The sequence below is a fragment of the Desulfoluna butyratoxydans genome (assembly GCF_900699765.1).
In the GTDB taxonomy this organism is placed as follows: Bacteria; Desulfobacterota; Desulfobacteria; order Desulfobacterales; family Desulfolunaceae; genus Desulfoluna; species Desulfoluna butyratoxydans.
The window spans coordinates 304,768-330,847 of record NZ_CAADHO010000003.1 but is presented as its reverse complement, the minus strand read 5'-3'; the positions used below and the strand labels follow the sequence as shown (position 1 = coordinate 330,847).

Below are 26,080 nucleotides of genomic sequence, written 5' to 3'. Positions count from 1 at the left end.
ACCCGAGGAACGAAGGTTAAAACGCAGCAGCAAGCAGCTTTCAAGGTGGCTCACCTTGCCGCCGGAGGCATCGATTTTTTCAGCCTTCAATCGAATCGTTGGTGACCTTGCCAAGGTGCTCGGAGCAGGTGGAAAAGACAAACCCGTCGAGGCGCTTCAGGAGGTAGGTGAGTTTGGCGAGACAGTGCCCCAGGTTGAGGTAATGGCGAAATTTGAACATGGGCGAGGCCTGGCGGACGCGGGGCTGGTGCGGGTCGATCTCCCAGGGATGGAGGTAAAAGTGAAACACCCCGTCCCGGGCGGCTTCGGCCTTGACCCCCCTTATGTACAGCCCCTTGGGAATCAGGCGAAAAAAACCCCCGCCCCCCCAGGGCACCGTGCGTCCGGCCACGGACAGGTTGCTCACCGGCAGCTCGTAGAGGCCGTTGGCAAGTCGGGCCACCCCCCGGTCCGGGGGGGGCATGTCGTCAAAGCTGCCGTAACGGGCGTTGCCCCCATAGGAGTTGTAGCTGGCATCATAACGGTATCCGCACTCGGCCAGGATCCGGATCAGGCGCGGCTCGATGGAAAAACTCGGGGCCCTGTACCCGGCCACGGGTTTTCCCAGGATGTCCTCCAGGCACTGACGGCTTGCCACCAGGTCTTCGGTGAGCTCATCGTCGGCACAGGTGGGCACCAGCTGGTGGTTGTACCCGTGGGATGCCACCTCGTGGCCACGGGCGTCCATCTCCCGGATAAGCTCCGGGCACCGGGCCGCCACCCAGCCGAGTACAAAAAAGGTTATTTTCACGGGCTGGCTGCCCCCCAGGGCCTCCAGGCTGTCCATGAGCCGCAGGGTGTTGTCCACCACGCGAAGCTCACGGCTGCCCCAGGAGTCAAAGGGGATCCAGGGCTTGAAGTTCTCCACCTGGAACCAGTCTTCCACGTCCACGGTCAGCAGGAACACCGGGGGCTCCTGCCCCGCGGCATCCTGTGCCAGACCGCCGTGTTGATGTTCATCCGCCCTTGCCAGCGGCTCGGCCCTGTGCATGGTCCGTCACCTTGCGCCCTCATTTGCTCGGACGCCGATCCCCCTTTGCCCCCGACGCATCACAGCGTGAAGAGGTTCAAGGTCATCAGCACCCTGTTTTCCTTGTACTCAAAGGTATTGTCCTCGGACTCCCGTGCGCGGAAGGTATAATCCAGGCGCACCACGGCCCTGCGCATCAGCTGGTATTCGAGGCCGCCCCCCACAACCAGGGAGAGATCCTTGCGGTCATCCTGATTGGGGCGGTTGTCCTCGTAGGCGTCCCCCCGCAGCTCGCCCAGGGCGTTGCACCGCCAGTCCTGGGTGAGGCTGTACAGGCCCGTGGCCCTTGCCAGGGCATAGGTATTGAACCCGGGGTTCTCCGACTCCAGGAACTCCTCTTCGTACCCGCTGGTAAAGGTCAGCACCACCTCGCCCCGGCGCCACCCTCTGGTGGCCACCACATTGGCCACCAGGGAGGGGTAGATCTCGGTGTCGGCATCATCCTGGTCGTAGACCAGAAACCCGGCCCCAATATCGTACTGAAGGTTTTTCATCTCCCCTGCGATGCCCACCAGGGGGTTCAAGGTGTTGTAGTTTGCCCTGGCGTCCCCGGAGGTGGTGGAAAAACCCAGCCGGGCAAACAGGCGGCGTTGCCGGTCGATGCCGCGCTCGGCCCCCACCACGCCGTTGAAGACGTCGTAGGTGGTGTCGTCTTCGTATTCCCCGGTGGCGTAGCCCACATCAAAGGTGGCAAAATCCAGGTCCTGAATCCGGTGTCGCCCATTGACTCGCCCCTCATACTCCCTGCCGTCCTGGGAGAGGCTCTCCTCATCGTAGTCCAGGTCCTCCCCGCTCACGACAAAGCCCAGGCTCTCGTCCCTGCCGGTAAGCCAGGTGCCGGTTAAGCTTGAGAAGAGGTTGGTGTAGGGCAGACGGGAAGATCGCTGGGAGTTGAACCGGTCCCGGTTCTCCTCTTCGCTTCGGACAAACCGGGTGTCCAGCACCAGGCTGACGTTGCGGGAGACGTTCCCGGACAGCACCAGGTCCGCATTGTGGCCGGTGAAATCCAGGTCCGTGTTTTCGTCGTACCAGGTAAACCGCGGCTGGTATCTCAGTTCCGTCAAAAGGCGCTGCCACTGCTTTGTGGCCTCGATCCAGGGCGCGACGCGGTAGATGATATCGTCGGTCTCGTCCCCTTCGTCCAGGAACAGGTTGTCGTTGTACTCCACCTGGGTTTCCAGCCCGATGCGCACATCAGCCCGCACGGACTCCGTTGCCACGCCTCCGCCCAGGGCGACGGCTATAAACACCAGCGCGGGGACCACCCATTTGCGGCTGTCTGTTGCCGTCCTGCGCGCCCTCATCATCAGGGCACCATGATGGTGTCATCGGCCAGGAGAACGATGTTGCCCTTCAAATCCTTTCCCGAGAGAATATCGTGGTAGTTGATGCGGATCCTGGTGTCTCCCTGATCGTTTCGCCTCAGCACGAAGATCTCTTTTTTGTTGGCCCACTCGGTGAACCCGCCTGCGATGGCAAAGGCCTGGAGCACGGTAAGCTCCTTGGCCAGGGGGTATTCACCGGCCTGGACCACCTCTCCCAGGATATAAAATCGCTGGCTTCGTGCTTCCCTTAAGATCACCGTGACCACCGGGTTGTCGATGTACCTGCGCAGCGCGCTCTCCAAATTGGCCTTGAGCTGCCGGGTGGTCCTGCCCGCGGCGGTGACGTCGCTCACCAGGGGCAGGGTGATCTTGCCGTCCAGGCGGATCACCGTGTTTTCAAGGGAAAAATCGGGTTCTTTCCACACCAGCACGTCAATGACGTCCCCAAAGCCCAGGGTGTAGCTCTCCGGACTCTTGGAGACCTTGGACTTCTTTGTCTCGGCCAGGGCCCCACCGATGCCCGTGCCACATGTCACCATCAGACAGACCGCCAGAATGACCGCCATACGCGATTGATTAGACATAGCTCCGCCCCTCGGGTTACAGAACCCTCTTCAAACGTTGATTTTTTGTTGACAAAAAGATGCGGGATAAAATGCCAAAACACCTGTCGACAGGAAGATCAGCCCCCCTTCAACATCGGCGATTCAACCTCATCGCCAAACGGTGGAGGACCCAGTCAACGCGCCCCCACACCGAAAAGCACCGTTCTGATCGTGCGAAAAATAATGACGATATCCATGAACAGGTTCATGTTCTTGATGTAAAACAGGTCGTAGTTGAGCTTTTCCATGGCGTCCTCCACGGAGTCGCCGTACTCGTAGCGAACCTGGGCCCAGCCGGTCACCCCGGGGCGCACGGTAAACCGCTCCCCGTAGTAGGGAATCTCGGCCTCCAGCTGCTCGACAAAATGCGCCCTCTCCGGCCGCGGCCCCACCAGGCTCATGTCCCCTTTCAGGACATTGAACAGCTGGGGAAGCTCATCCACGCGCCATTTCCGGATAAAAAGCCCCACCCGGGTCACCCGGGAGTCGTTTTTCAGGGCCCACACCGGGCCGGACTCCTTTTCCGCGTTCTCCACCATGGACCTGAGCTTGTAGAGCTTGTAAGGCTTGTGCCCCTGCCCCAGCCGTTCCTGGGCAAACAGGAGCGGCCCCCTTGAGTCCAGCTTGATAAAGACGGCGGCCACCAGCATCACAGGGGAGAAGAGGACCAGCAGGGTCAGCGAAACCACGATGTCCTCCAGACGCTTGAGCATGCTGCGCAGGGGCCCTTTCCTGAACCCGTCTGAAAAAATGAGCCACCCCGGGTTGATGGAGGAGACCAGAAATTTCCCGGTGAGCATCTCGTAAAAGGTGTTGCCGTCCATGACATCGATGCCGTTCATGCGGCACAAAAGGAGCTCATCCACGGGCAGACTGCCCCGCTTCTCTTTTAACGCCACCACGATGCGCTCCACCTCGAACTCTTCGGCGGTCGTCGCCAGCTTCTCGTAGGAGTGATGGTGCGGTGCACTCAGGGTGTCGAGGCCGTCCACGTGCTTTTCGGTGACCAGGACCTCCACGCTGTACCCGCAGTCGATCTCGCGCTCGATCTCCCGGCAGATATCCACGGCAAAGTCGCCGTCCCCCACCACCATGATCTTCTGGCTGAACATGCCTGTCTTCAAAATGAAGACATAGACAAACCGCCAGGTCGACAGCACCATGACCACCACGGGCACGTAGACGAGAAAGAACTCCGTGGCCAGCCTGGCCCGGCTGAAGCCGATATAGATCAGGGCCAGCAGGATCAGGGCCATGCCCAGGGCCTGAAACAGCTTGACGGCCAGGTCTAAATAGCCGCTGATATCCCTGAGGCTGTAGACATTGTTGCAATAGAGGCAAAAGACGCAGACCAGGATGATGCACACCGCCTTCAGGTGAAGGCCCGAGTGGTCACTCCAGGGGCTCCCCCCGGAGACGATGAACCAGGTAAGCAGCAGGCACACATAGAGCAGCAGGCTCTCCAGAAGAACCAGAAAGATATTTCGAATCGTGTAATACCGTTCAAATAGATTGATCATGGAAATACCCGAGCCCCGTCTGATTCGGTTAAGACTTGCTCCCGTTTCCGCGCCCTTTTCGGTAGGCGTAGTACTCGCTATAGCCTCGGTCCCGCCCGAAGGGGACGTCGTGTCTGTTGAGGACGATACCGATCACCTTGGTGCGGTCCACCTTGTCCAGCATCTCCCCCACCACCTTTTTGGAGGTCTTGTCGTTTCGGACCACCACCACGATCCCGTCCACGTGCCGGGACAGGGCCACGGTTTCCGGGGCGAACAAGGGGGGCGGAGAGTCGATGATGACGTAGTGGTCCGCATACCTCATCTTCAGGTCATCGATGAGGTGGTGCATGGACGTAGAAGAGATAAGCTCCGAGGGGTTCTCAACGGTCTTTCCGGCGGGAATAACGGAGAGCTTTTCAAGGTGCGTGGGGTGGATCACCTCATCCAGCCCGCAGCGGTTGTTCAGGAAGGCATCCAGACCCGGGGCTTCGCTGGGCAGGGAAAAAATATCCGCCACCACGGGCTGCCTCAAGTCGCTGTCGATGACCATCACCTGATTGTCCAGGCTCCCGGCGATGGCCGCCGCCACATTGGCGGCCACAAAGGACTTCCCCTCGGCGGGCACGGCGCTGGTCACAAGGATCACGCGGCGCGTTTTGCCGTCTTCCGGGAACATGATCGTCGTCTTGATGGAGCGGAACTGCTCCGAGCTGTAGCTCCACGGATCCGACAGGACCACCAGCGGATGCCCGGCGATACCCAAGGGCGGCGCCTCCGGGGTCTCCTCCCCCGGTGCCGCCAGGTCCTCAGGGACCTCCGGCACAGGTGCCTCAGCCGTGGAGACCTCGGGTTTATCGCTGCGTTCCAGCCCCCTTTTCTCAAGTGCTTTGGAAAAATGCCCCATCATGTCACCCCTTGATAAAGATGAGTCCCAAAAGGGTCCCCAGCAGGCACACCGTCGTCAGGCCGCCCACTGCGGGAATGAATCGTTTCACGAAAAACCGCTTGATCTTGAAACCTTCCTGGATGGTCGGGATATTAGCGATCACGGGAAGCGAGGTGTACATCTCTACGGAGCCTGCCCCCCGGAAGGTCTGCATGGTCACCTCCAGCAAGGCCACGATGCCGCAGCCCAGGCCCAGGCCCCCCACCAGAATGAAGAGCACGAGCTTGTTCATGTCCGGTACCATGGGTTTTTCCGGTACCCGGGCCGGATCGATGATGCGGAACTGGCCCCCTTTCTGCTGTTTTTCCATGTTCACGGCGATCTGGGATTCGATCTGGCGATTCAGAAGGGAGTGATAGGCGCTGCGGATATTGTCGTAGTCCCGCTGCAGGGAGATCAGCTCCTGCTCGCGTTTGGGAGTGTCTTCCACGCGCTTTTTGTAAAGCCGGATCTGGGCCATCAGGTCGTCCCGCTCCTTTTCATTGGCCCGAACCTCGGCCAACAGCGCCGCCCTCTGCTGCTCAAAGGCCGTCAAAGGCCTGGTCTGCGGCTTTTGAGCCACGGCCGCTTCGTCCGGTTCCGCCTCAAGCTGCCGGATGGCCGACTTCACCTGCAGAACATCCGGGTGGTACTCGGTGTAGCGCTTCAACCGGAAGTTCAGCTCCTCCCGCAGGCGGGCCAGCTCCTGTTCCTTGGTGAGGGAACGCACCGGCACCGCATCCAGGGTCGGGTCCACGGGCTGGTTGGCCCGCTGCAGGAAGATGTCCAGGCGATCCTTGGACATCCTCACCTCGGTACGCACCTCGGTGAGGCGCTCGTTCAGGGAGTCCAGGATACTCAGGTTGCTCTCCAGCTGCTCGGGAAGCCCGCCCATGTAACGTTCCCGGTACTCTTTGAGCTTGGCCTCCGTATCCACGAGTTTCACCCGCATGGTCTTGAGCTCGGCTTCCAGAAAGGAGTTGGTCCCCAGGACCAGGCTCTCCCGGAGCTTCAGGTTTTCCTCGATGATGTTGGCGGCCAGGGCATCGGTAATCTGGGTCACCCGCACCGGGTCCGTCCCCCGATAGGAGACGGTGAAGGAGTCTGCGGTGCGGTTGCGCCCCCGGGTGAGCTCCACGGAGATGCGTTTCCTCAATATCGCCACCTTGTCCTCCATGAACATCTCCCGGTGGGCGTCACCTGAAAACAGGTTGAACTCCCGGATGATTTTCTCCAGGTTGGTTCGGCTCTGGATGCGCTGGGCAAGGGTGGTGATGCGGATGTTGGTCTCTTCGGAGACGATGGTCCGGACCACCTCCGGTGAGAGGTTCCGGGGCTGGACCAGGATCACGGTTTTGGCTTCGTAGAAATTCTGCAGGGTCAGCACACGGTAAATGCCGAAGCTCAGGGAAAGGGCCAGGGTGATCAGAACGATCCAGTACCACTTTGCGACCATCCCGATGTAGAACTCCATGTCGTTCTTATCGCGTCGGATGCCTTTCATATGTCCTCCAGCAGTCGTTGGCCGGTTCTGAAAAACCGGAACCGTACCGGTGAGCGATGAGGTCCGTTCGTTTGTCTTGTCGATGAATGGATAAGGGGACAGCAGACCGTACGTATCGGTAGACGACTCTCCCACAGGCGTGGAAAAGGACAGGTGGGTCCCGCGTGAACCCTGCGGCAATGGGCTCCCGGCGCCACCGGACACCGATCCTGCAAACTTCCCGTGGTACCGTCGGTCGGTACGAAACAGACTCAGGAAAATGGCAAATGGAAATTGTGAAACACCCGGAGGAGAGGAGGATTCAGATGAAACCAGATAGGAAATTTTGAACTTGATATGGCATTTATAATAATCTATTATTTATCAAGATTCAACACTATTCATGATCTGAAAAATGACGACACGGCATGATTTTTCATGCACATGCGTTGACCATCGGCGCCTGTAAAATGATGCGCGCCGCAGGAGATCGGTATTCCTTATGGGCGGTCTTGCCGATGCATCCGTTGACAACAAAAACGCCGCCTGGAATCGCCTCGCGACCCATGGATACGGATGGACAGCCCGTCCCCCCTTCCCTGGCCCAGCAAGGCACCGCCGGTATTAGGGACATTGATCTCACGATGTGTTGCTCGCTTTCCCGACCCGCGCCCCGCTCGGACGTCACCGAGCCTCCATGTCCCGCCGGTTCACCCCGAGGCATGGCCCGCGCCCGTCGGCCCCTCACCCGATGCTCCGCGCCTTATCTCCCCTTCCCCGATACTGCCACGTTAACGCACCCGGACACAGCAAAGAGGGCCACGCCATGGACACTCCCCTTGTGGGCTCCAGCCCCAGTATCCAGAAAATCCGGGAAATCATCCGCCTGGTCTCCCAGGACACCTCGCTGAACGTGGTCATCACCGGTGAGACCGGTGTCGGCAAGGAGGTGGTGGCCCGGGTGCTCTACGAGCTCTCTCCACGGCGAAAAAAAGAGTTCGTCAAGGTCAACTGCGCAGCCATCCCGGACACCCTCCTGGAAAGCGAGCTCTTCGGGGTGGAGCAGGGAGCCTTTACCGGTGCCCACCGCAAGCGAAAGGGAAAATTCGAGCTGGCAGACGGGGGCGTTCTCTTCCTGGACGAGATCGGGGACATGAGCTTTCCCCTCCAGGCCAAGCTCCTGCACGTCCTCCAGAGCGGGGAGTACAGCCGCCTGGGCTCGGAGACCAACATCACCTCCAACACCTGGGTGGTCTCCGCCACCAACCACGACCTCAAGCAGAGGATCCTGGAGAAAAAATTCCGGGAGGACCTTTACTATCGCCTCAACATGATCCAGATCAACATCCCCCCCTTACGGGAGCGGCCCGAAGACATCCCCGAGCTCATCACCCACTACACCCGCCACTATCAGGACAAGTACCCGGACCGGGTCATCGCCCCCTTGAGCACCCACACCTACGGCAGGCTCTGCGACTTCTCCTGGCCCGGTAACGTGCGACAGCTCGTAAGCGTGCTGCAGCGCATCCTCCTCATCGGCTGCGACGACGAGACCCTCTCGGAGATCCTCCACGAACACCCCGCCCCCACCACCCCGGACGCCACCCCGGCCAACGGAAACGGCCTGGTGGAAAAACTCCGCGCCATGGCCGCCGACTCCCCCGAGGCCATGGAGACCTTCTCCCTCAAAGCCATCCGAAAAAACGCCACCGACCTCGTGGAAAAAGAGGTCATTGCCAAGGTCCTGGACCGCACCAACTGGAACCGGACCCATGCCTCCAAGATCCTCAAGATCAGCTACAAAACCCTGCTCACCAAAATCGACCGGCTCAACATCAGTGAGCCCAATTAACGTCGCCAACGTTACCGGTTGAGCATGAGCCCAAGGGGCACGGCGCCACCGTTAACCACCCGACCTTAGCTTCCCCTCCTTGCAAATTTGACACAGCAACGTTTCAAATTCTAACATCTCGTTTTAACTTGAACATACCACCCGAAAATGTTACTACTCGTTTGCCACTCAAAAAAGTAATCCTCCTTCCTACACCTATAACTAAAACGCATCAATACAGCCGTATCAGAATAGGAGCAGACATGCCGTCGAAAGCTGATTTTATGTGCAAGTGTGGATGTGGAAACAATTTAATTCATGATGACGTAGTAACCTTATGCAACGAAATAAAAAATGAATTAGGAGAAACCATTTACATCAACAGTGGGTATAGGTGTAAAACCCATAACGCTGCAGTGGGGGGAGTTTCAAACTCTCAACATGTCAAAGGAAACGTCGCTGACATTTCGTGCTCAAATCTTCCCAAGCTCAAAAAGCTATGTAAAAGGTTATGGTCAGCCAATAAAATTGGTGGCCTTGGCCTTTACTCTACCTTTGTCCACGTTGATACGGGTTCGCATCGGACGTGGTCACGATAGTTATTCTACAGTGCTTTAATCACCTGTATCCAGTATGATAAGGAGAGGATTATGTTCACGAAAAGGCTATCCAATACGTTGCGGGTTATCTCGACCCGGATCCTGTCGTCTCTTTGTATGGCACTATTTATTGGTCAATTTTGCACTACAGCTTATGCAGGAAAAGTCTATCCGGAACATGAACTTATTACGTTAGCAAAGAACAACAACTGGCAGCAGCTACCTTTATCTGACATGGATGAAAGCACCATAGACACCATCCTTTCGGAACTTTCAGCCCCCGCAGCCCAAATCAGCAGCATACGCGATGCCCTTGAAAAGGGATATGCACCCTTGTTGAAAGATACCTCACAGTCCGCATCGTTTCATTTGCATGAAAAAAAATACAAATACTCGGACTGGGAGTCCCGGACCATCGGTTTCCCAAACTGGACGACTCGGTTAGAAGGAGCGATCCTCTTACAGCAGGCAAGGGAATTGAAATACCAGATCATAATCATGACACTGCTTGACGACGAAAAGCTCAAACCAGAAATATCAAAAAAAGAAGCACGCCTGGCCAAAACCCTCAGCGAACTGTCGGAATACACCCAACCTGGAAAATGGGTGGATTAGCGGAGAAGGGGTCCCGCGCCCGATGGGCACGGCACCACCTTTGCCCATCCTACGGGTTGAAGGCGTATCCGTCGGTGAGGGTTTTCACCGAATGAGATGAAGGGTTCATATCAACTAGTTGACGCATCATCACCAGCTTCACAGAGGCTTCGCAGGATGCCAAATTGAGGTGCTCACGATTCTCCTTTCATGTTAATGTTTTTATAAGAATTGTTTTCGCTTTTAGAATCGGCTATTTCTTATTTGCAACGCCATCAAGGTTGAACCTCAAGAGATCATAGCCAATGTAAATGAAGGTGTTTCGGCGCTTAATAAAGAGACTTAAGTCGGCATGACAACAACCAAAGAGGTCGGGAGCGGTAACCTTGGTGCGGCCTTAACCGGTGCAGCCATTGGAGGCATTCTTGGCATGTTGCTGGCGAGAAAGTAGGCCCATACTGCCGTAACGAATGAAGGACACCCCATGGACGACATATTCAACACGCTTGATCTCATGAAAGAGACCCTTGATGCCCACAGGCCTCTGCCCGACGAGGTCATGAAAAATCTACATGAAGATCTTGTCCTGCGCTGGACGTACAACTCCAATGCCATCGAAGGCAACACACTGACCTTAAAGGAGACGAAGGTGGCTTTGGAGGGGATCACGGTGGGTGGAAAAACCATTCGTGAGCACGTTGAGGCCATCAACCACCGGGAGGCCATCTTCTTTGTGGAAGAGCTGGTTCAGAAAAATGAGCCCCTTTCTCAATGGCAGATCAAGTCCATTCATCAACTGATTCTGAAGCAGATCGATGACCCCCATGCAGGGGTGTACAGAAAAAATAACGTCATCATTTCCGGGGCTGACCATACGCCACCCGATGCGCTCCAGGTAGAAGGCGCCATGACCGAGTTCATCGAGTGGTACAAGAACTCGGGCCCCCGGTTGCATCCCGTGGATCGGGCCGCGCGGGTACATGCCGATTTTGTGAAAATTCACCCTTTCATGGATGGCAATGGAAGGACATCAAGGCTGTTGATGAATCTGGAGCTGATGAAGAGTGGCTTTCCGCCCGTGGTGCTTCCGGTGGAGAGACGCCTGGAGTATTACGAAACCCTTGATACCGCGCACACAAAAGAGGATTACACGCCTTTTCTAAAACTCATAGCGGCCGTTGTGGAGGAGGGATTCAAACCGTACTGGCACGTGTTGGGTGTTGTGATGTGAATCGCTGTGAACCAAAATCGTCCCCACACATCTCGATAAATACATACCATCCCGCAACGAAATGAGATTCCCACGGCCTTCGCCTACCCTTTGGACCAAGGTCCCCCACCGATCATCCGTCGATATCTTTTCTCACCAGGCTCGGTTGCTCCCGTGCCCGATGGGTACCGAAAGAAAAACGGGGGTTGCAGAAAACAGCAAAGCGCACCCTTTATCCTCGACCATTCAAAGCATGGTTTCCACGGCCATCGAAATAAATAACACACGAATTTATCAGAGAAAAATATTGACAGGCCAAAAAGATGAAATTATGGTGAGAGGTAATAACTAGTTATTGATTGATCCAACCATCTCAATGGTGCGACCCGACAGGATGCTGCAACATCCTGCCAGGCCTGACCAAAACAACCTTACAAGGAGGTCGTCATGGCTAAGCGATTTTTTACACCACCCCCACCCCCATTTCAAGCCGTATTTTCCTTATCACACGGTCCCAGAAAACCCCTTCACAGACACGATTGCTGTGCCCAATGGCCAAGGCAGGCGCGCGTTTCTGCTTAACGATCGGGAAAACGCCCCTTCGGATTTCTGCGCGTTCTCGAACAGCCCCGGCAGTTGTGGTGTTGCGTCTGTTTCCTCTTTCTGATCTCACCTGAGGCGCGTTTTCCCGTTCCCGATGTCACAGGCGGACCTGTGCTCTTTTTGAGCATGGGCCGCCGCAAAAAAAAATGCCTCGTTTGATTTTAAGATGAGGGGAAGCGGTGTTGGGATACGCTGTGTGTCGGGCAGTGATTGCTGCGTCCATATTCAGCGGCCCGACGGTCCCGGGAATGGTGCACGGAGAGCACCCTACGGGCTGAGGGCCCATGCACGGTGGCTTGAGTCTGGGGTGTTTCATAACGGTAGCGCCGCCACTACTCACCACTCACTACTCACCACTCACCACTCACTATTCACTACTCACCATTCACCGCTCACCATCCACCATTCAAAAAGGAGTCCATCATGACCCTGCCCGATACCCGACCCACCCCTGAAATGTTCTCAGGGGCTGAAATTGCGGAACTGTGCGACGCCATCAAGGATGTTCATCGCCTGCTGATATCGGTGGGCGGTTTTTTCCATGAACTTCACGGAACAGACAACCCAAGCGGCAACGGCCTTCAGGTCGATTTTAAAAAGTGGGGGCTCCGAACCATTGCCGAAGATCTTTTGACGCGGCAGTACGCCAAAATCGATCGCATGGTGGCTATTTACAGGGAAGAACATGAAAAAATGAAGGGAATAGCGGGGTGAAGGGTTCAAAGAAAAAACGCTCTTTGCCCCTTGTCCACAACGCATTGCCATGCCCGGGCCATTTATCTTCGGGCAGGCCTATCACTGATGTTGCGACGGTTCCATGGTCTTCACCACGGAAAACCCTCCCTCGGTGACCTGGATGATCTGTGCGCTTTTGACGGGGTCACCGCTGCCTTTGAAACGCATGGTCCCGGTGACGCCGGAGTAATCCCGGACCCCTGCCAGACCATGGCGAAGGGATTCGGAGTCCACGCGGCCCTGCTCTGCGATGACGTTGAAGATCAGGCCTAGGGCGTCGTAAATATGGGCGGCGTTGTCGTTGGGATCCTCTTTGTAACGCTCGCGGTAGGCTGCCACGAACGCTTTATTTTGCGGACTGTCCAGGTCCAGGGCGTAGTCGGTGCTGAAAAACCCCCCTTCCAGGGCGGCGCGGTCCTTTCCCGTCTCGATGCCCCACCAGTCGTCACCGCCGAGAAGGGGGATGCCGATACCGGCCTGGCGTGCCAGGCGGGCCTGACGGGGCACCTCGTTGCCGAAGTTGGGCAGGAACAGGATCTGGGCGCCGCTGGCGCGGATCGCTTGGAACTGGCGGGTCCAGTCCGACTCCCCGGAGACATAGGGCTCAAAGGCCACCACCTGCCCCCCCTTGGCCTCGAACTCTGACTTGAACAGACCGGCCAGGCTGCTGTTGTCATCGCTGGTCACCTCGTACAGGACAGCGGCTTGCCTGGCTCCCAGGTCATGAAAGGCAAACCGGGCAAGGACCTCTGCCTGGAAGGTATCGCTGAAGATGGTCCGAAAACTGAACTGCCTTCCCCGGGTCACCGCTGGGTGGGTGGCCATGGAGGTCACAAAGGGAATACGGCGAATCTCGGCAAGGGCGGCAACGGGAATGGCCACCTGGCTCCTGGGGGCCCCCACCAGGGCGTCCACGTTGTACCGGGCAATGAGCTTGCGGGCCACGTTCAGGGCCAGCTGGGGATTGCCCTGGCTGTCGGCAAAGGTGAGGGTGACCTTGAGCTTGCGGCCGTCTATCATGAGGCCGCCCTGCTCGTTGATCCGGGCAACGGCAAGCATGGCCCCGTTCACGTAGGATTTTCCCCACCTGGCGTCCGAGTCTCCGGTAAGGGGGGCGATGACGCCGATGCGTATCTCAGGCGGAGGCGAAGGGGAAGAGCAGCCCGACAGGCCCCCTGAAGCAAGGGTCACCACCAATGCGGAGCAGAGCAGGGATAATAAGTAGTTTACATTCAACATGGTCTTTCCCTTCGTAACATTGCCGTTGCCGCGCCCGGAAAAGGAGCGTGCCGTCCCCTGAAACCTGCCGAATCCAATCTCCCCAGGCCTCCCCCCTTACGGGGCCAGGGTGGAGAGATAGGTTTTGAGATTGGTCTTCTTGTTGTTGAGCCCCAGCTTCTTTCGGATGTTGTGCCGAAAATTGGCCACAGTGCTGATGGACAGATTCAGGTGCTCGGCAATCTCCTTGCTCCCCTTGTCCTGCCGAATCAGGTCCGCCACCTTGATCTCCGTGGGGGTCAGCTCCATGTACTTGGAGGAGATGCTGTTGCGGATCGGGACCACCAGCTCATTGAGGTTTGTCTCGATAATCGTCAGCGTGGTCCTGTGCTCCTCCTCCCGGACGGTTCTTCTCATCTGATCAAGGTAGGGGGTCACGTATTTTTTCAGGTTGGCGGCCATGTTGTCCTCGATGGCCCGTTTCTCAAGGTCCCTGTGATCCAGCATGGCCTTGAGGGCCTGGTTCACCTCTTCGAGGTGCCGGGATTTTTCCTGCAACTCCGCCGTGCGCCGGGCCACCTCCTGCTCCATCTGATCGTGTTTTTCCTGGAGCATGGCCTCCACGCGCTGGCGTTCGATGATCTCATGATGGAGGAGCCTGATCTTATCGTTGAGCTGGCGTTTCAGGCGGAAAACCCCCAGGTGCGTCCGAACCCGCGCCAGGACCTCTTCAAGCTGAAACGGCTTGGTGATGTAATCGGCGCAGCCCAGGCCAAACCCCTTGACCTTGTCCTGGGCATCATCCAGGGCGCTGATGAAAATCACGGGGACCTCCGCGGTTCGCCCGTCGGCCTTCAACCGGCGGCACACCTCGTACCCGTCCATGCCCGACATCTTGATGTCGAGAAGGATCAGGTCCGGGAGGGATCGCTCCACCGCCCCAAGGGCCAGGGAGCCCTTGGCTGCGGCATGCACCTTGTAACCGGCCTCGGTGAGCAGCTTCACCAGAATCCTCAGGTTCTCGGGGTTGTCGTCTACCACAAGGATATTTCCTTCAGCGTGGTTCCAGTGCCCCGACGTCATGTGGTCCTTCTCCATTTGGGTCTCTCCGCATACACGTGCCTCCGGCGATACCGCCGAGGGCCAAACATTTGAAAAGTTGGGCAAACAGAATTTTATAACGTATCAGTGGGCTCCACACGGCAGAGACCGCCCCGACATGCATTACCCATTGATCAACGCAAGAATATCATCGTACCGAAAACCATCGGCCAGCTCGGCAAGGGACTCTGCCACGGAGGAATCGATTTCTCTGACCTCCTCGATAATCGTTGCCACGCTGCCCACATCACAGGCTGTTGCCGCATCCGAGAGCCTGGTGATCAGCGCCTCGGGCAGAGAGCCCAGGTCCGCGGCCGCCACAGGCCGGGTCGCCTCGTCCCCGGAATCCGCCCCACCGGCCACTTCGGCGCCTGTTTCATACAGGTATCGCACCCCAAGGTACCTCTCCATGGCGCCAAAAATATCGTCTTCCCTAAAGGGCTTGCCCACAAAATCATCGCAACCCGCTGCCAGGGCATCGCCCCTCTGCTCGTCAAAGGAGCTGGCGGTCAAAGCGATGACCTTGGCGGCCTGCCCCTCAGGGCTTGCCTTGATCCGCCGGGTGGCTTCGTATCCGTCCATCTCCGGCATCTTCAGGTCCATCCAGACCAGGTGGGGGTGCCATCGTTGGAACAGGTCGACACCCTCCCGCCCATTGCCCGCCCCCTGAACGTCAAAGCCCACAGAGGTGAGCAGTTTTGTCAGCAGGGTGCGGCTCTCGGGGTTGTTTTCCACAATGAGGACCCGAAAGGCCTGCTGGTCGGGCTGAAGCCCCGTTACCCGCCGGGAAGGACCCTTGACCTTGACCTCTTCCATATCCGCGGGGTCGAACCGGACATCGAACCGAAAAAGCGATCCTCCGGCATCCAGGCCCTGGGCGGCAATCTGGCCCCCCATGAGGTCCACATACTGTTTGCTGATGGCAAGGCCCAGGCCCGTTCCCTCCCTTTCCGTCTCACCGTCCCCGGCCTGGGAAAAGGCGTCGAAGATGATGCCGGTCTCCCCCTGGTCGATGCCCACGCCGGTGTCTTCCACCTCAAAAAAGAGACGCGACGCCTCAGGGCCCCCCGTTCCGCACCGGACCCGCAGGGTCACGCCGCCTTCATCGGTGAACTTCACGGCATTGCCCAGCAGGTTGACCAGGACCTGACGCAGCTTGGTCTCATCGCACCTTATATAGCGGGGCAGGTCAACGGAGGTCTCCACCGTCAGGGCAAGGCCCTTGGCCTCGGCCCGACTGCGCATCATCGATTCGATGCCCTCCAGGGCCAGGTGGAGGTCGAAACTCTGCTTCTTCAGGGTGGTCCGGCCCGCCTCGATCTTGGACATCTCCAGGATATCGTTGATGAGGGCCAGCAGGTGCTCCCCGCTCCGGGTAATGGTCTTAAGGGACGCCTGCTGGTCCGGGGTGGTTCGTTCGTCCCGGTTCAACAGATGTGAAAACCCCAGGATGATATTCAACGGGGTCCGCAGCTCGTGACTCATGTTGGCAAGGAACCGGCCCTTGGCCTGGCTCGCGGCTTCGGCAGACTCTTTGGCCCGCTGAAGCAGGGCGTTTGCCACGGAGAGCTCCGAAGTTCGATCCTGGACCCGTTGCTCAAGGCCTTCGTTCAGGGCACGGACCTCCCCTTCCGCCTCTTTGCGCACCGCAATCTCATGCTGAAGCCTTGCGTTGACCTCCTTGAGGTCGGCGGTGCGCTCGGCAACACGGAATTCAAGATGATCCCGGTGTTTTTTTACCTCTGCAACCATCCGGTTGAAGGAGCGGGCCAGGCGGCCCACCTCATCTTCGGTGGGCACCGGCACCGTGGAGTCCAGGTCCCCTCGGGCCACCTGAACGGCCGTGTCGGCAATGGTCCGGATGGGCCGCGCGATCTGACGTGCCAGGGCATAGATTCCCAGGGCCAGGAGCCAGGCCGAGACCACCCCCACGACGATGATGTTCCGGGCCAGCCTCCGGGCCGGAGCAAAGGCCTCCTCCAGGCTCATCTCCACCAGCAGGGCCAGCTGCCGCTCCTCCAGCCAGCGGTACACACCGATCACCTTCACCCCGGCGTAATTTTCGTAGATACCGGAGCCGTTGAGGCCCGATACCGCAGTATCGATGCCCTCAGTGTGGATGCCACGGGGAAACTCCAGCCGCCCGAACCGGTCTGCCGAAACAAACACATTGAGCGAATCCACCAGGTAGGACTCGCCGCTCTGGCCCAGCCCTTCCGCGTTGCGAACGATCTGGTCCATGTGCCTCAGGTTCATGTGGGCGGCAAGCACGCCCAGCCGCCGCTCCCCTGCCCCGTCAAAAAGCGGGGTGGCAAGGGTCAGGGTGGGCTTCAGGGTCATGGGTGACGCATACACGCCCTGGATGGCGTTACCCTGGAGCCCCCGGGAAAAATAGATATCCTTGGGCCTGTACATCCCCTCCTGGGACGAATCGGTGGAGACAAGGATCTGCCCTCCCACGGCCGAGAGGATAAAAATCTCCTCGGGATCGGACCTTCCGACCAGAATATCGTCCATGACGTGGGCCAGGTCAGCGTGGGCCTTCCCGTAGGCCGGATCCGACGAGGGGTGCGTCAGAAGGATTTCCGCGGGCCCGCGCACATCGGACAGGCTGGCAAAAAAAGCCACATCCAGCATGCGGTCTTCCACCCAGCGGTTCAGCTCCCCGGCCTTGAAGGTGGCCACGGTGTCCAGGCGGTCGAACACCGATGCCTTGAGGGCGTCGGTGGCCTGATGATACCCGATGTACCCCACCAGGCTCACAATGGTCAGGGACAGAAAGAGAAACGACCCCACCAGACGAGCCATGAGGCTCTGCTTCCAGAGCCCGGGCATAAAACCTGTTTTTTTTACCCCCATGGAGCGACCCTCACCGTTTGGTTCCCTGTCCGACAACACCCGTTTCCATGCTGCCTGCCACCGACAGCCAGGCGTTCCCATCGTTTCAAAACCTGTTTGTCAAACACAGACAACAGCATTTTGAACCCTACAGGGGCACTGCCTGTCACCTAAATAGCATACCCGAACAGAGCCGAACAACCATCAAGTCCCCTCAAAGTGCCCATTAAAAATAGGCACAGCGTCTTCCCCTTCAAACCTTATAAATGATAGAATAGACCGGCAGTTAAACCAGACCCTCGAAATCATGCACCTTTCTCCCCATGAATCGTTCCCGTCCAGGCCACAGCGCCGCAGCGCATAATGCCCATTTTGAATAGGCATTTTTTAGACATTGTATTCATATTTAGTTTTGAACCAAAGCCCCCTATCATGTCCAATTAAGAAGGCACAGTGTGTTCAATAAGACTCATGACACCTGTCAAAAAGATTCATACAAAGGAGAAAGTGTCCCCTGGTCGGGAACGCGAAAACCAAGGCCCAGCGCAGCGTTCGGTACTTTTCGAACCGCGGTGGCCACCCCGCAACCTGACGCCAACGGGGATGGAATCCGGCGCACCGCACGCTTTAACGGTATGCGGCACCACATTCCGAATGCGTGACGGTACAGCCCGGGAGCTCCGGAGAGGCTCTCGGACATTTTAATACATAAGGAGTTAAGGAGTTCAAGGATGACCAGACTAAAGACCATTTTCGCAGCCATGATGATCGCCCTGTTTCTAACCGCCACCACCGCCGTGGCCGGACCCATCGTGATCAAACTTGCCCACCCCAACGTTCCCCAGCACCCCATGGGACAGGCGTTCGAAAAATTCAAGGAGCTGCTTGAAGAGCGAAGCAACGGCGAGTTCCGCGTGGATATCTTCGACAGCTCAAAATTCGGTAACTTCGACAGCGTGGTTCAGGGCCTCCAGTTCAACATGCTCCAGATGGGCTCTGCAGGTACCGCCAACCTTTCCCCCTTTTCCGACGAATTCCTGATTTTCGACCTGCCCTTCCTCTTCCCCGATTACCCTTCAACCGATAAAATCACCGACGGCCCCATCGGTAAAAACGCCAGCAAGGCCCTCGAAAAGAGCGGGATCATCGGCCTTGGCTACATCGAAATCGGCTTCCGTAACCTCTGGAACAACAAAAAGTCCGTTGCCACCCTCGAAGATGCCAAGGGCCTGAAGATCCGCTCCACCCCCTCCAAGGCGCACATCGCCACCCTGAAGAGCCTGGGCATGAACCCCACCCCCATCTCCTGGGGCGAGGTATACACCGCCCTGCAGCAGAAAACCGTGGACGGCATCGACATCGACCTGAACCTGGCATGGCACAACAACTTCCCTGAAGTCAACAACAACGTTACCATCGTCAACAGCTTCTACAGCCCCCACCTCGTCATGATCTCCAAGCGATTCCTCGACAGCCTCACTCCCAAGCAGAAAGAGCTCGTCCTGACCACCTTCGAAGAGGTCAAGCTCTATGAGCGCAAGCTCATCCGTGACGGCGAAAAAGAGATCCTGGCCAACCTGAAAGACAAAGGGGTCAACGTCACCGTTCTCACCCCCGAAGAGCGTGCGCGCTGGCAGAAAGCCACCGAAGGTGTTTACAAAAAGTTTGAAAAACGTATCGGCAAAGAGCTGATCGAACAGGCCAAGGCAACCATCGCCGAGTAATGAAGAACACCCGGGTATGCCGGTCCTCCGGCATACCCGGCCACAGGAGTTCATCCGCATGATTAAATCGACCAAATCCGTCATCAACCGATCCGAGGAGATCTTCTCCTCGTTGGCGCTGGTTTTGATGACAGGCATCACCGTTGTCCAGGTCTTCAACCGATACGTGCTCCAGAACTCCCTCGACTGGTCCGAGGAAGTCGCACGCTATCTCTTTATCTGGGCCGTTTACGTGGGATGCAGCTACGCCACCCAGATGAACCGCCACCTGGAAGTCACGGTGATCCGGAACATGTTCGGGGGAAAATTTGCCAAGCCCGTCACCATCGCAGCTCACCTCTGCACCCTGGTGTTCTGCGCCTGCGCCACCTTCTGGGGCATCAAGTTCATTCAGTTCCTGGCCACCACGGGCCAGAAAACACCGGCCCTTGAAGTGCAGATGTACTGGGTGTTTCTCAGCGTTCCGGTGGGCTTAGGCCTCATGGCCCTGCGTACCCTGGAGAGACTCTGGGGGGTCATCACGGGCAAGTACGACCCTTCAATCATGGAAATCAATTAAGGAAGACCCTGCCCTATGGATATGGCAATTATTTTAACGTTTGTTTCACTTGCGGCATTTCTCCTGTTGAGCGTGCCCATCGGCATCGCCATCGGGTTGAGCGTCACCGTGGGGATGACCTTCAGCGACCTGCTTCCGTATGAATTTCTCATCCAGAAGATGGTCACGTCCCTGGATGTCTTCCCCCTCATGGCGGTTCCCTTTTTCATCATGGCCGGCGAGATCATGCAGAAGGGCAGCATGGCCCAGAGACTGCTGGCGGTGTCCCGGTCCCTGGTGGGCCATATCACAGGGGGCATGGCTCACATCTCCGTTCTCACGAGCATGTTTTACGGGGCCCTTTCCGGTTCCGCACCCGCCACCGTGGCCGCTGTCGGCGGCATCATGGTGCCTGCCATGGAGGAAGAAGGGTACAGCAAGTCCTTTTCCACCGCGGTCAACACCGCCGCAGGCTGCCTGGGGGTCATCATCCCCCCCAGCGTTCCCCTGATCATTTACGGCACCACGGCCGGTGTCTCCGTAGGCGACCTCTTCATCGCAGGTGTCATCCCCGGCCTCTTTGTGGGTGCCTGCCTCATGCTGTGCAGCTACATCCTCTCAAAAAAATACGGGTTCACCGGTTCCGGGAAACGCGCCCCTGTCTCCGAGGTACTCTCCTCCCTCAAGTCGGCCCTGCCTGCCTTGATGGTTCCCCTCATTGTTCTGGGCGGCATCTACGGCGGCTTTACCACCCCCACGGAAGCGGGCGTGATTGCCGTGGTCTACTCCCTCATCATGGAAGGGATCTTCCTGAGGACCCTCAGCTGGAGCAAAATCGCCGACGTGTTCAAGGGCACCGCCCTGACCACCGCCTCCATCTTCCTCGTGGTGGCCACAGCAACGGCCCTGGGTCAGATCCTCCTGTTCTACAACCTGCCGAACCAGCTTGTGGACATCCTCACGGGCATTTCGGACAACAGGTACATCCTGATTCCCATTATCCTGGTATTTCTCCTTGTCATGGGAACCTTCATGGACGCCCTGGCCAACATCCTGATCCTGACGCCCCTGCTCCTTCCCGTGGTCAAGCACCTGGGTATGGACCCGATCCACTTCGGCATCGTCATGATCGTGACCTCCTCCATGGGCTTTTTGACTCCCCCTGTGGGCGTCAACCTCTTCGTGGGCTGCAGCATCAGTAACCTGTCCATTGAAAAGCTCAGTGTGGCGGTACTCCCGTTCCTGCTCACCATGGTGCTGGCCCTTCTGGCCATCGTCTTTGTGCCGTCCCTGGCCCTCTGGTTGCCGGGACTGTAATAAAAAAAGACCCCACCTTGCGGACTTTTCCCCGGGACACCGGGGAAACGACTCAGCGTGCATCTGCCTCCGGCGACCAGCCGGAGGCAGATTTTGTCGTTTTTTCTCTGTATCGCCTGTGCCGCCTGCATAACCGCAGCCGGCACCCCTACTCTCAACAGTTAAAAAAAGAGCCAGCATGATGAAGATTTCCAAAAGCAACGTATCCCGCGGTACGTTAGGCATCACCGGCCATGTGGGCGCGGGCCATGTCCACACCAACTTCGGGTTTGTCCAGGACGACTCCGCAGGATTTGCCGTCGTCTCCGCCCTTCTGCGAAAAGCCTTTCCCGCACGCACCACCATCGCCTCGGTGGATGCGGACATTGAGACCGGAACCGTCACCGTCACCACAGAGGACGGCGGCACAGGCACAGCCAGCACCCGCCGGGGTATCACCCCGTATGAGGCGACCCTGGCCCGCCTTGCCATCGGCATGGATGCCATCTACAGCCAGACCGTGGCCTGCACCGCCTTTGGCCGGATCTACGGCCAGGGCGTCCTGGAGCTGCCCGTGGCCCTTCAGACCGCCGCCTGCTTGGCCGTGGTGGACACCTTTGAAAAAAAATACCCGGGACAGTTCGTCACCGGGGTTGAGGACATGCCCGGCAAGGTGGGAAAAATCATGGGTACCGTCCTGGACATCGACGGCATCCCCGTTTCGGTGATGGCGGTCATCAACGCCAGCGAAGGCGGCCTGGGCCCCGATGAGGACCTGGAAGGCAACGTCATGCTCGGAGACAAGGGCCGGGTCATGAAAGAGCTGGGCCTGGACGCCCTGCCCACCTTTGTTCTGGAGAGCAAGGCCTATGCCCCTGCCGTCTTCAAGGACAACCGGGAAGAGATGTTCTGGGTACGCATGAACAAAGAGGTGGACAACCCCTCGGTCTTTGAAGCCCTCATCAAAGGGATCAACGCGGCAGGCCTTCCCTGCACCCACTCCGACACCGCCTTTCCCAGGGGAAAAGGAGACATGGCAAAGGGCACCCGTGAGCTGGGCGAGCGCATCGCCGCCCTGGGCAACTCGCTTGCCGAAGCAGACACGGCGCGCGAAAAAGTCCGCATCGTGGGCGAGCTGGCCACCATCGTCAGCCAGGACGCCGGAGGGGTGACCTTCATGTCCTCTGACCTCCACAACCTGGTGGGCGGCGGCGGCATCATGCCCGGCATGTGCGCGGTTCTCTCCATGGTGGTCTCAGAGCAGACCGTCAAGACCTGGAAGATCCCGGCCTTTACCGCCCAGGACGCCGATCACTACCTGGCGATCCTTGAACATGCCGTGCCCGTCCTTGCAGGCAACATCGACAAGGCCACAGCCGAAATGCACGAAAGAACCGCTTTCAAAGAGGAGGCCTTTGCCTTCCTCTACCCCGAAAAGTAAGGTGCAACATGGGGTCGGGCGGCGTTCACGCCATCACGGCCCGGCATATGGCCTGAGAGCGTACGAACCTTAAGCCACTGCCGCCCGACTCACCTGTTGTGCCCGGTGTCGTCGCACCCACGCGTTTTTTTTAAACGCGCGGAGGTGCGGTGCTCCGGGCGTCACCATAAAACGTGCTCCTCCGCCATCACCTGCCCCCCTCCCCCAGTCCCGCCGCCTTGACATCCGAAAAAACGACGATATAATACCCAACGAAATCAAACGCCTGTTGTCATCACGACACAAGCCATAGCCTTCCTGCCATTGACTCACGGTATCTGTAAAAAAGCATCACGCCTCCGGCCCAAGGGCCGTTGAAAACCAACAGATAGAAGCAAAAAACCGGACCCCGGTCCCCATGGCCCTGCCGGTAATGCGAAAACCCATGACGCACATCGCGCTCGGGTCACCGCTACGCCCTGCGATGTGCTTACGATGTTCTCCCCCCCGATTGTCGTGATGGGTCGAAGCCCCATGCATTTGGGCGTCTCCGTCCCATCAAAAGAGGTCCTGTTCCACGCACCGGACGTTCAACCCATCGAAAAGGAGATGTGCATGAGATCCAAATGTCTATGCCTGTTTTTCGCGAGTGTTCTTCTGATGACCTTAGGGACCGCAGCCTTTGCCGACCAGGCAAAGAGCGAGGAGACAAGGCGCTACGTCAAGGCCTATTTCACGGACAAAGAGATCGCCCTTTACGTGATCAAGTCCTTTGAGCCCACCCCGCCCGAGATCAATTACGACGAGGGGTTTCTGGTGATTCACGCTACCGTGAAAGACGAAGCCTACCTCACATCCCTGGGGTTCCGCATCGAACCCCATGAAGGGTACATCCTCCACCGGAAAGATGCCGCAGCCCCCATGGCCCTGTCCGCACAATCAGCGGACACCATCCCCGGATACCCCTGCTACAAGACCGTGGAAGCCACCTTCAGCGACGCCCAGGCCATGGTCACGTCCAACCCCAACCTGGCTGAGATCATCGATGCCGGGGATTCCTGGAAAAAAGAGAACACCAGCGGCGGCTACGACCTGTTTGTCCTGAAGCTCACCAACAAAACCCTCACCGGAGACAAACCCAAACTCTTCATCACAAGTGCCCTCCACGCGCGGGAGTACACCACATCTCCCCTGGCCCTGGCTTTTGCCCACCGCCTCCTGGAAACCTACCAGACGGATGCAGACAGCAGGTGGATCCTGGATCACCATGAAGTTCATCTCATGCTCCACGCCAACCCCGACGGGCGCAAACAGGCCGAGGGCGGTGCTTCCTGGCGGAAAAACCACAACACCGACTACTGCGCCCACCAGACCCCCGGCGCGGACCTGAACCGCAATTTTGACTTTCACTGGGGCGGCAGCGGGGCCAGCACCTACACCTGCGACCAGACCTACCGGGGCTCCCACGCCGCGTCCGAACCCGAAACCCAGGCCGTTCAGAACTACATGAAGGCCATCTTCGAGGACCACAACGGAGGCACTCCGGGGGGCCTGGTGTCCGACGACGCCTCGGGCCTGTACATCGACATCCACAGCTACAGCGAGCTGGTGCTCTGGCCCTGGGGCGACACCAGCAACCCCGCCCCCAACGGCACCCAGCTCCAGACCCTGGGCAGGAAGTTCGCCTACTTCAACGAGTACACCCCCCAGCAGGCCGTGGGCCTCTACCCCACCACCGGCACCACCGACGACTACGCCTACGGCGAATTGGGCATCGCCGGGTACTGCTTTGAGCTTGGCACCGCCTTTTTCCAGTCCTGCTCAACCTATGAAAACCAGATCCTCCCCGGCAACCTGCCCGCCCTCATCTACGCGGCCAAGGTGGCCCGGGCCCCATACAAAATCCCGGCAGGACCGGACGTTGTCACCTTGGCCCTGGACGCTAGCCACACCCTGACAGCCACGGCCGTGGACACCCGGTACAGCAGTGCCAACGGCACGGAAGCCTCCCAGGCCATCGCCGCTGCCGAATACTCCGTGGACACGCCCCCATGGGCCTCCGGTGCCGTAACCTACCCCCTCAATGCCGCCGACGGCTCCTTTAACGCCACCTCCGAAGGCATCACCGGCACGGTGAACACCTCGGGCCTTCCCCCCGGCGAACACATGATCTTCGTGCACGCCAAAGATACCGCCAACAACTGGGGCGCCGTAAGCGCCGTCTTCCTCACCGTGACCCAACCCGGAGCGCCCACGGCCGCCTTCTCCTTTGAAGCCACAGACCTGGCCGTTCAGTTCACCGACGAAAGCAGCGACGACAACGGCAGCATCACCTCCCGCAGCTGGGCCTTCGGAGACGGGACCACCAGCACCCAGACCAACCCGCAACACACCTACGGCGCGGCAGGGTCGTACACGGTGACCCTCACGGTCACCGACAACGATGGCCTCACCGCCACCACAACCCGTCAGGTGATGGTAACGGCCGACGACGGGGTCCCGGTCATCGCCAACGGAGAGACCCTTACCAACCTTTCCGCTGCAAAGGGAGACTGGCTCTACTACAAGGTCCTTCTCCCGGCAGGGGCCTCAAACCTCACCATTGACATCGACAACGGCTCGGGTGACGCGGACCTTTATACCCGCTTCGGCGAAAAGCCCACCCAGTCCGACTACGACTGCAGACCATACAAGTGGGGCAACAACGAAACCTGCACCAATGCCTCCCCCAATGCCGGGGCCACCTACATCGGCATCCGGGCCTACTCCGCTTTTTCCGGCGTGAGCCTTACCGTGTCATACCAGTAGGCCAAAGGCCCGTGGTCACAAGGGGCGCAAGCCAGAAACAGATGCGGTGTACTGAAACGCAAGGCACCAAACGCCCCGTAAAATAAAAACGGGCGGCTCAGATGAGCCGCCCGTTTTGCCTTTTAGAGAAAGGCACCCCTATCCGTTTTTTTTCTTCCAGGGTTTGTAGATGGAAAAGACAACGGCAAGGCCAAGAAGAAGCGTGTTGATACCCGCTGCCCAGGCCCCCACCGTCAAGCCATGAAGATAAACGGGGTCCTGAAGCGCCGCCATGCCCTTCAGCTCCGATATCACCATACTCTGGGTCACCATGGGCCCGAGATAAAAGGTGCCGCTGAGGATGATGGCAAGGGTGGCTGCCCATTTGTAAATCAGCCAGCCGTGTTTGAAGAAACCCCATCGGGTAAAAAGGGAATAGAGCAGACCGGTGATCAGCGTCACCACGGCTGCCGGGGTAAGGATCTTCATATCGATAAAATGAAAAATCAGATTGTACATGTACAGGGCTTCACCGCTTGAGATGCCTTTCGAAACATACGGCATCACCGCGATGATGATCACGCTTGAGAGCCACAGGCCCGCTGCAATAAGGTGGACCGCTTTCAACATGTTCTGCTGCGATCGGCTCATGGTCTTCATGGCTGCCTCCTAACCCG

At 58.3% G+C, this 26,080-nt stretch carries 20 protein-coding genes; 10 read left to right on the top strand and 10 right to left on the bottom strand.

Features of this window, described 5'->3' with window-relative positions; all coding sequences use genetic code 11:
- Positions 1-79: 79 nt before the first annotated feature.
- The 6 genes from MSL71_RS10360 to MSL71_RS10335 all read right to left on the bottom strand — a co-directional run bounded on the left by MSL71_RS10360 (position 80) and on the right by MSL71_RS10335 (position 6,930).
- Positions 80-1,030: a DUF3473 domain-containing protein gene (locus MSL71_RS10360; protein ID WP_180139911.1), complete on the bottom strand. Its 951-nt coding sequence runs from the start codon at positions 1,028-1,030 to the stop codon at positions 80-82.
- Positions 1,031-1,089: 59 nt separating this feature from the next.
- Positions 1,090-2,376: an outer membrane beta-barrel protein gene (locus MSL71_RS10355; RefSeq protein WP_180139908.1), complete on the bottom strand. Its 1,287-nt coding sequence runs from the start codon at positions 2,374-2,376 to the stop codon at positions 1,090-1,092.
- Positions 2,376-2,978 carry a polysaccharide biosynthesis/export family protein gene (locus MSL71_RS10350; protein WP_180139905.1) on the bottom strand — a complete coding sequence of 201 codons (603 nt, stop codon included), beginning with the start codon at positions 2,976-2,978 and terminating at the stop codon, positions 2,376-2,378. Before MSL71_RS10350 ends, MSL71_RS10355 begins: the two co-directional genes overlap by 1 nt.
- Positions 2,979-3,133: 155 nt before the next feature.
- Positions 3,134-4,519 carry a TIGR03013 family XrtA/PEP-CTERM system glycosyltransferase gene (locus tag MSL71_RS10345; protein ID WP_180139902.1) on the bottom strand — a complete coding sequence of 462 codons (1,386 nt, stop codon included), beginning with the start codon at positions 4,517-4,519 and terminating at the stop codon, positions 3,134-3,136.
- Positions 4,520-4,547: 28 nt separating this feature from the next.
- The gene (locus tag MSL71_RS10340; protein WP_180139898.1) at positions 4,548-5,408 is read right to left on the bottom strand and encodes a polysaccharide biosynthesis tyrosine autokinase; all 861 of its coding nucleotides are present in this window, start codon (positions 5,406-5,408) and stop codon (positions 4,548-4,550) included.
- Between the two features lies 1 nt (position 5,409).
- Complete coding sequence (locus MSL71_RS10335; protein WP_180139895.1) at positions 5,410-6,930, bottom strand: GumC family protein; 1,521 nt, start codon at positions 6,928-6,930, stop codon at positions 5,410-5,412.
- 805 nt (positions 6,931-7,735) lie between these two features.
- Here MSL71_RS10335 and MSL71_RS10330 point away from each other — a divergent pair.
- The 5 genes from MSL71_RS10330 to MSL71_RS10310 all read left to right on the top strand — a co-directional run bounded on the left by MSL71_RS10330 (position 7,736) and on the right by MSL71_RS10310 (position 12,460).
- Positions 7,736-8,761: a sigma-54 interaction domain-containing protein gene (locus MSL71_RS10330; RefSeq protein WP_180139892.1), complete on the top strand. Its 1,026-nt coding sequence runs from the start codon at positions 7,736-7,738 to the stop codon at positions 8,759-8,761.
- 242 nt (positions 8,762-9,003) lie between these two features.
- A complete protein-coding gene (locus MSL71_RS26890) occupies positions 9,004-9,339 on the top strand; it encodes a YcbK family protein (RefSeq protein ID WP_180139889.1) in 336 nt (111 codons plus the stop codon).
- A gap of 51 nt (positions 9,340-9,390) precedes the next feature.
- Positions 9,391-9,954: a hypothetical protein gene (locus tag MSL71_RS10320; protein ID WP_180139886.1), complete on the top strand. Its 564-nt coding sequence runs from the start codon at positions 9,391-9,393 to the stop codon at positions 9,952-9,954.
- 463 nt (positions 9,955-10,417) lie between these two features.
- The gene (locus MSL71_RS10315; protein ID WP_218950999.1) at positions 10,418-11,164 is read left to right on the top strand and encodes a Fic family protein; all 747 of its coding nucleotides are present in this window, start codon (positions 10,418-10,420) and stop codon (positions 11,162-11,164) included.
- Between the two features lie 1,005 nt (positions 11,165-12,169).
- Positions 12,170-12,460: a hypothetical protein gene (locus MSL71_RS10310; protein WP_180139883.1), complete on the top strand. Its 291-nt coding sequence runs from the start codon at positions 12,170-12,172 to the stop codon at positions 12,458-12,460.
- An 81-nt stretch (positions 12,461-12,541) separates the two neighbouring features.
- Here the strand turns inward: MSL71_RS10310 and MSL71_RS10305 are convergent, their stop codons facing one another.
- From MSL71_RS10305 to MSL71_RS10295, 3 genes are all read right to left on the bottom strand, one after another.
- Complete coding sequence (locus MSL71_RS10305; RefSeq protein WP_180139880.1) at positions 12,542-13,720, bottom strand: ABC transporter substrate-binding protein; 1,179 nt, start codon at positions 13,718-13,720, stop codon at positions 12,542-12,544.
- Positions 13,721-13,816: 96 nt separating this feature from the next.
- Positions 13,817-14,797, bottom strand: a complete 981-nt coding sequence (locus MSL71_RS10300) for a response regulator (RefSeq protein ID WP_180139877.1) — start codon at positions 14,795-14,797, stop codon at positions 13,817-13,819.
- 126 nt (positions 14,798-14,923) lie between these two features.
- Positions 14,924-17,659, bottom strand: a complete 2,736-nt coding sequence (locus MSL71_RS10295; RefSeq protein ID WP_180139875.1) for a response regulator — start codon at positions 17,657-17,659, stop codon at positions 14,924-14,926.
- A 710-nt stretch (positions 17,660-18,369) separates the two neighbouring features.
- Here MSL71_RS10295 and MSL71_RS10290 point away from each other — a divergent pair.
- The 5 genes from MSL71_RS10290 to MSL71_RS10270 all read left to right on the top strand — a co-directional run bounded on the left by MSL71_RS10290 (position 18,370) and on the right by MSL71_RS10270 (position 25,424).
- Entirely contained in the window at positions 18,370-19,362 is a 993-nt protein-coding gene (locus tag MSL71_RS10290) for a TRAP transporter substrate-binding protein (RefSeq protein ID WP_180139872.1), read from the top strand.
- Positions 19,363-19,420: 58 nt separating this feature from the next.
- Entirely contained in the window at positions 19,421-19,921 is a 501-nt protein-coding gene (locus MSL71_RS10285; protein ID WP_180139869.1) for a TRAP transporter small permease, read from the top strand.
- 15 nt (positions 19,922-19,936) lie between these two features.
- Positions 19,937-21,217: a TRAP transporter large permease gene (locus MSL71_RS10280; protein ID WP_180139866.1), complete on the top strand. Its 1,281-nt coding sequence runs from the start codon at positions 19,937-19,939 to the stop codon at positions 21,215-21,217.
- A 178-nt stretch (positions 21,218-21,395) separates the two neighbouring features.
- Positions 21,396-22,637 carry a hypothetical protein gene (locus MSL71_RS10275; protein WP_246317766.1) on the top strand — a complete coding sequence of 414 codons (1,242 nt, stop codon included), beginning with the start codon at positions 21,396-21,398 and terminating at the stop codon, positions 22,635-22,637.
- A 594-nt stretch (positions 22,638-23,231) separates the two neighbouring features.
- Positions 23,232-25,424, top strand: coding sequence for a M14 family zinc carboxypeptidase (locus tag MSL71_RS10270; RefSeq protein WP_180139862.1), 2,193 nt, complete (start codon positions 23,232-23,234; stop codon positions 25,422-25,424).
- Positions 25,425-25,562: 138 nt separating this feature from the next.
- Here MSL71_RS10270 and MSL71_RS10265 read toward each other — a convergent pair whose 3' ends face one another.
- Positions 25,563-26,063 (bottom strand): hypothetical protein, encoded by a 501-nt coding sequence (locus MSL71_RS10265; protein WP_180139858.1) that lies wholly within the window; start codon positions 26,061-26,063, stop codon positions 25,563-25,565.
- Positions 26,064-26,080 lie beyond the last annotated feature (17 nt).